We start from the raw sequence: 5,988 nt of genomic DNA on the forward strand, positions 1-5,988 counted from the left end.
CTTCCCACAAAAGGGAACTGATTATAATGAGTTATTTAGGATTGCCGATAAAAATATGTATGAATACAAACAGCGGTTAAAAAATAAGAAAAATGCGATTATCCATAATTAATGATATTAGAAATATAAAGATATAAGCCCCAGAGTGGGAAACATTCTTCCAGCTCTAGGGCTTATATCTTTAATGCAATTTTTTAATATCATCCACCTTCTAAATCGAAAATCTTTCAAAATGAATTTTATTAGAATTAATGTTAAAAGATTTTAAATCTGAAACAGCCTTCTCCATCATAATTGGAGGTCCACATAGGAAAAAATCATATTCAAGATCATTATTCAATAATCTCTTAACTCTAGCACCGTCAACATATCCTTGCTCTCCACTATATTTTTTTTCTGAGGATAAAACGGGGATAATGGTTAGATTTTTCATATTACATGCTATTGAATCTAGCTCTTCTTTGCAAATAAGTTCACTGCTATCGCGAGCTCCCCAAATTAAAATCACATCTCTATGTTTTTCTTCCACATTTAAATACCTTAACATACTTAAAAATGGTGTTATTCCAATTCCTCCAGCAATAAAACAAAGCTTATTATCTTTTGGTAAATCCAAATGTGTAAAGCTTCCAAAACTACCATCAATATATGCCTTATCACCTACCCTAGCTTTTACAAGGCTATTAGTAAAGTCTCCGAGTTGCTTAACTGTTACTGAAATATAATCTTTTTCAGTAGGACTTGAGGATATAGTAAATGGATGTTCATCTTTTGGAATTTCTTCATTATAAAGTTTAACATATAAAAATTGTCCTGATTTATATGTAAATAATTTATGATTTTTAGGTTTGAATTTTAAAGTTATTATGTTATCGCATTCATTTCTAATATCTGATATCGTATATTCCTTGCTCTTTGCAATGTTTCTTTTTAATACTTTATGATAAAAATACATAGATAAGGCTATTACAAAATAAGCTGTAAGTGTCATCTCTAATTGAATATTTGTCTTTACAGAATTACTTAAAAGTATATGAATTAATAAAATACAAACACCTACTACAGTAATATTGTGGACTGTAACAAGAAATTCGTGCTTTGGTTTTAGAAATTTCTTTAATGAATTTCTTATATCATCCACTATTTTAATTTTAAAAAATAGCTTGTTAATCATTAATAAGGTACTAATAACAATTATTGCACCAAATATTACGAGAGTAGCACTTCCTAATGTTGTTTGAAAAGAGTCATGAAAATAACTCTCCTTAATTTGAGCATGAATAAGTCCTAAAGTAAATGCAACTAAGGGCATAACCATATGGAATCTATACATTCTATCCATTCCGAAGTTTTTTTCAATAAACTTTGGTCTTGCAGTAATTATAAATTGATTTACAAAAAATACATAGGAACATATTCCTAATGCTCCACCTAGTAAAAACATAAAATTATTATTGCTTTTTGATTCTTGGATTACATAAAAATATACTGGTAATACTGGTGCAAGAAAATATAATAAAATCCAAAACATTTTTTTCATTTTCATAATAACACTTCCTCTTTCTCATTTATTTACAACCTTATTTCATCTACACTTATATTATATTAGTTCTTTATTAATGATAGTAATAAGCTTACAAAATAAGTTATGCTCGAAAAGATTAATGATACTATCAGAAATCCTATCATTAGAATATTATATTTTAATATACTTTCAGCCATAAAAAACTTTGAAAAACCTAAGACATTGATAACTAATATTATTATAAATATTATAAATAATCCCTTACTTGCACCTTTAATATCCGCAGTACTTAAGGATATATGAGAGGAAATACATATAGCTAAAAACAAAAATAATATAAAGTACGGATTCGCAAAATTCTTAATCGAAAAGATCATTTTTATTAAATCAATATAAGAATTCAGTATTCCCTCTATAGCAAATTGGTTTATTTTAGTTATATTCAGATTACTCATTGATATAGTTATAAATTCATTATATGTTTTGGGAATCATGAAGTACATCAATGCAATTATAGCTGAAATCCCTCCGAATATAGGGGCAATGCCTATAAAAAAATTGCCTGTTTGTTGGTATACACTGTTAGGATTATAAGCATGATTTACATATCCAAGTACCCCATTTTCATCTCTCTTTTGCAAAAGTACTATTCCCTTAATTTTGTGCCCAAAGAGAAAACAAAAGACAGCATGAGACATTTCATGTATTGGAACACCAATAATAGCGGTAATAGCAACAGCCTTCCACCCAAAACTCTTTTGAAAATTTTCTATTGAACGTTCTCTTAAAAATCCAAGAATAAATCCGACAAGAATTATCATTCCTGTCCCATATATTGTATCTACTAATGTCTTTATTATTGTGTTTACTAGTATACTCATTTAACCACCCTTTCGGATCTTGCTTCTTTTCTATTTTTAAGGGAAGCCCTTTGGGCTCCCCTTAGTTCACATTATTTTCTTACTTCATATTGAGTTAATTAAAACTTTTTATAGCCTTTTCCGCCCACTTAGAGTCTTTATATATAGCCCTAGCTACACCAATAAGATCAGCTTTCCCAGTAGATAAGAACTTTTCAGCTGCAGTAACTTCAGTAATTCCACCAGTCAGTAAAACAGGAATAGACACAACTTCCTTAATAGCCTCGGTTAGGGCTGAAAAATACCCTTGACTAGTATTACCTGGATTCATATATCCACATAACCCCCCAGAAATATCGAGAATATCTACTCCTGCTCTTTCAAATTCTAATGCTGCAATTTTGCTATCCTCAATTGTACTTCCACCCTCCATATAATCAAAAGCACCTAGCCTAAGAAGAATTGGGAAATCATTACCAACAACTTCACGAACTGCTTTAATAATTTCTAAATGAATTTTAATTCTGCCTAGCAAGTCTGCACCATATTCGTCGGTCCTTCTATTAGTAAGCGGAGAGAAAAATTGATTAAGAAGATATCCATGGGCGGAATGAATTTCTACCCCATCAAAACCAGCTTCTTTTGTACGCCTAGCAGCATTCTTAAATTCCAAAATCAAATCTTTAATTTCACTTTTAGTAAGTTCCTTTGGAAGATTGCCGGTGCGTGGATTGGCTATAGCTGAAGGCCCCACTGGGTCATACCCTGTAACTTCTTTACTAGTTGCACTCCCAGCATGGTTAATTTGCATTACTGTTTTAGATCCATTTTTGTGAATAATATTCGCCAGTTCTTTTATGCCTTCCACAATACTATCATCTGCCACAGAAAGCATTCTTTCACTAGCCTTTCCCTTTTTCGTTATAAAACTATGTTCTATAATAATAAGTGATATATATCCACCTTCAGATTTTTCATCATAATAATCTAATATATCTTTACTTACCTTTCCACCCTGATCAGATTTCGACGTAGCCATCGGTGGCATAACCAACCTATTGTTTAAAGTTAACTTACAATTTTCTAGTGGTTTAATCAAAAATGACATTTTATGACCTCCTATAATTAGATTATTTTTCAATTTTCATTTCAATATATCCATAAACTTTATTGCTTCGAATAATATAATTTGACTATTTTAGAATATAAACTCTAGCTTCATAAGGTCTTAATGTGATGTTTTTAACCTTATTATCGCAAACCTCGTAGTTACTAATTAAAAGGTCAGCCTGTTTATACATAATATCGTCTGTAAGCTTGAATTCCACTTCTGATTCAAAGAAATTCAGTATTACTAATAACTTTCCTTCCTTATATGTTCTAATGTATGAAAATATATTTTCATCATTTTCATAAAGTAGCAACAAATCGCCATAAACCATTATTTCATTTTCTTTTCTTAGTTTAAGAAGTTTTTGATAATAATAAAATATTGAATTTTTATCCCTTCGTGCACTTTCAACATTTATATCTTCATAATTTGGATTTACACTAATCCATGGTGTTCCCTCAGAAAAGCCTGCATTTTTTGTATTGTCCCATTGAACTGGAGTTCTAGCATTATCTCTTCCAATTGCGTAAATACCCTTCATTAATTCCTCTTTAGGTACTCCCTGCACAGTTTTTTCATTATACATGTTAATGGTTTCAATATCCTTATATTCTGATATATCTTTAAATTGTACATTGGTCATTCCAATTTCTTCACCCTGATATATGTAGGGAGTCCCCTGAAAGGTATGAAGAAAAGTTGCAAGCATTTTTGCTGACTCTACCCTATATTTCTTATCATTACCAAAACGTGACACCATTCTTGGCTGATCATGATTATTTAAATATAATGAATTCCATCCTTTTTCCTTTAATCCCTCATACCACTTAAACATGATTTTCTTAAATGTTGTAAGCTTCCATGGCTGAACATCAAATTTACCGCCAGTGCCTCCATCTATTCCCATAAGTTCAAACTGAAATAACATATTTAGTTCATTTCTATCATCATTTACATAAAGCTTTGCCTCCGCAGTATTAACTTCTGGAGCCTCACCTACAGTCATAATATCATATTTGCTTAGAACTTCTCTATTCATTTCCTTTAAATATTCATGAACTCTTGGTCCATTAGCTGTATGTGGTAATCCATTACCATAAAGATCACTTTCTCCCTTTTCGCCCTCTGGAAATCCTGGAACCTTTGAAATTAAATTTATAACATCCATTCTGAACCCATCTATTCCCTTATCTAACCAAAACCTCATTATATCATATACTTCTGCTCTCACTTTTTCATTTTCCCAGTTCAAATCTGGCTGTTTTGTAGAGAATAGATGAAGAAAATATTGTTCCGACATTTCATCATATTTCCATGCTGAACCACTGAAAAAAGATCCCCAATTATTTGGAGGATTTCCTTCTTTTCCATCTTTCCATATATAGTAGTCTCTATAAGGATTTTCTTTAGAACTTTTACTTTCTGTAAACCATTTGTGCTCATCTGAAGTATGATTTACTACTAAATCCATTAATAGCTTAAGTCCTCTTTTGTGCATTTCAGAAAGTAAGTCCTCAAAATCCTGCTGTGAACCAAATTCCTCAATGACTTTTCTATAATCGCTTATATCATAACCATTATCATCGTTTGGAGATTTATAAATTGGGCACAGCCATAATATATCGACTCCTAGTTCCTTTAAATAATCTAATTTCTGAATAATACCTCTTAAATCGCCTATACCATCACCATTCGAATCTTTAAAACTCTTTGGGTATATTTGGTATACTACGCCCTCTTTCCACCAATTTTTCTGCATATTTCTATTCTCCTTCCGTATTCACAGTAATTTCAAACTGAAATACACTATAGCCAGAACATCTCAGAGAATGGCTAATTCAATTCAATTATAGTATAACCCTTAATTTTATAAAATTCTATGATAAGTTGCAACATCACCTATTCATCTATATCATGGCCTAGTGAAAGATTGACTTAATGTACTTAGCTTCATTTTGCTAGTCATTTCCATGTACAGGAATCTTTTATAAATATTTATTTTATTGTAAAAATTGTATTTACAATATTTCATTAATGAAGTATTCGATTCATCTGCCATAATATTCTGTATATTGAAAAATTTATTAGTAAAGCATTTCATCTTTAATGTCACGATGTAATTACCATTTATTGTAACTTTCAATTGCCAACGTATGTATAATGCATTATCTATACTCAATGTAATCTATTTATGAATAACATCTTTCTATATATTTATATACAATTTTAATCTTGTAACTTATTGTGGTGCATTTTAGTTGTAATCTCCCATACCCCAAGAGTTGACACTACTATAACTCATTGATATAATGTAAAAAAATATACACCGTTTATTATTTTTTTATTTAAATTATCAACATAATTACATAATTAACAATTTAAATAAATTTATTAATATTATCATATAATTAATATTTAAATTTCATTCCTAGGTTGTAAATGTAAATATTAATAATGGCAATATTAATTTATTTATTATAAATTATAAATTA

At 29.9% G+C, this 5,988-nt stretch carries 4 protein-coding genes; all 4 read right to left on the reverse strand.

What is annotated here, in order from left to right:
* Nucleotides 1-211 precede the first annotated feature (211 nt).
* Nucleotides 212-1,546, reverse strand: a complete 1,335-nt coding sequence (locus JJE11_RS13045) for an FAD-binding oxidoreductase (RefSeq protein ID WP_291636302.1) — start codon at nt 1,544-1,546, stop codon at nt 212-214.
* A gap of 59 nt (nt 1,547-1,605) precedes the next feature.
* Nucleotides 1,606-2,406, reverse strand: coding sequence for a M50 family metallopeptidase (locus JJE11_RS13050; RefSeq protein ID WP_291636304.1), 801 nt, complete (start codon nt 2,404-2,406; stop codon nt 1,606-1,608).
* Between the two features lie 94 nt (nt 2,407-2,500).
* The gene (locus JJE11_RS13055; protein WP_291636306.1) at nt 2,501-3,493 is read right to left on the reverse strand and encodes an NADH:flavin oxidoreductase; all 993 of its coding nucleotides are present in this window, start codon (nt 3,491-3,493) and stop codon (nt 2,501-2,503) included.
* 85 nt (nt 3,494-3,578) lie between these two features.
* On the reverse strand, nt 3,579-5,255 hold the full coding sequence (locus JJE11_RS13060; protein WP_291636308.1) for an alpha-glucosidase: 1,677 nt from the start codon (nt 5,253-5,255) through the stop codon (nt 3,579-3,581).
* Nucleotides 5,256-5,988: the final 733 nt, after the last annotated feature.

The sequence above is a fragment of the Clostridium sp. genome (assembly GCF_016650095.1).
Taxonomy (GTDB): domain Bacteria; phylum Bacillota; class Clostridia; order Clostridiales; family Clostridiaceae; genus Clostridium_AD.

What these genes read in the sequence shown, in the direction of transcription:
- JJE11_RS13045 (WP_291636302.1), bottom strand. Translation starts at nt 1,546, where the DNA reads ATGAAAATGAAAAAAATGTTTTGGATTTTATTATATTTTCTTGCACCA.
- JJE11_RS13050 (WP_291636304.1), bottom strand. Translation starts at nt 2,406, where the DNA reads ATGAGTATACTAGTAAACACAATAATAAAGACATTAGTAGATACAATA.
- JJE11_RS13055 (WP_291636306.1), bottom strand. Translation starts at nt 3,493, where the DNA reads ATGTCATTTTTGATTAAACCACTAGAAAATTGTAAGTTAACTTTAAAC.
- JJE11_RS13060 (WP_291636308.1), bottom strand. Translation starts at nt 5,255, where the DNA reads ATGCAGAAAAATTGGTGGAAAGAGGGCGTAGTATACCAAATATACCCA.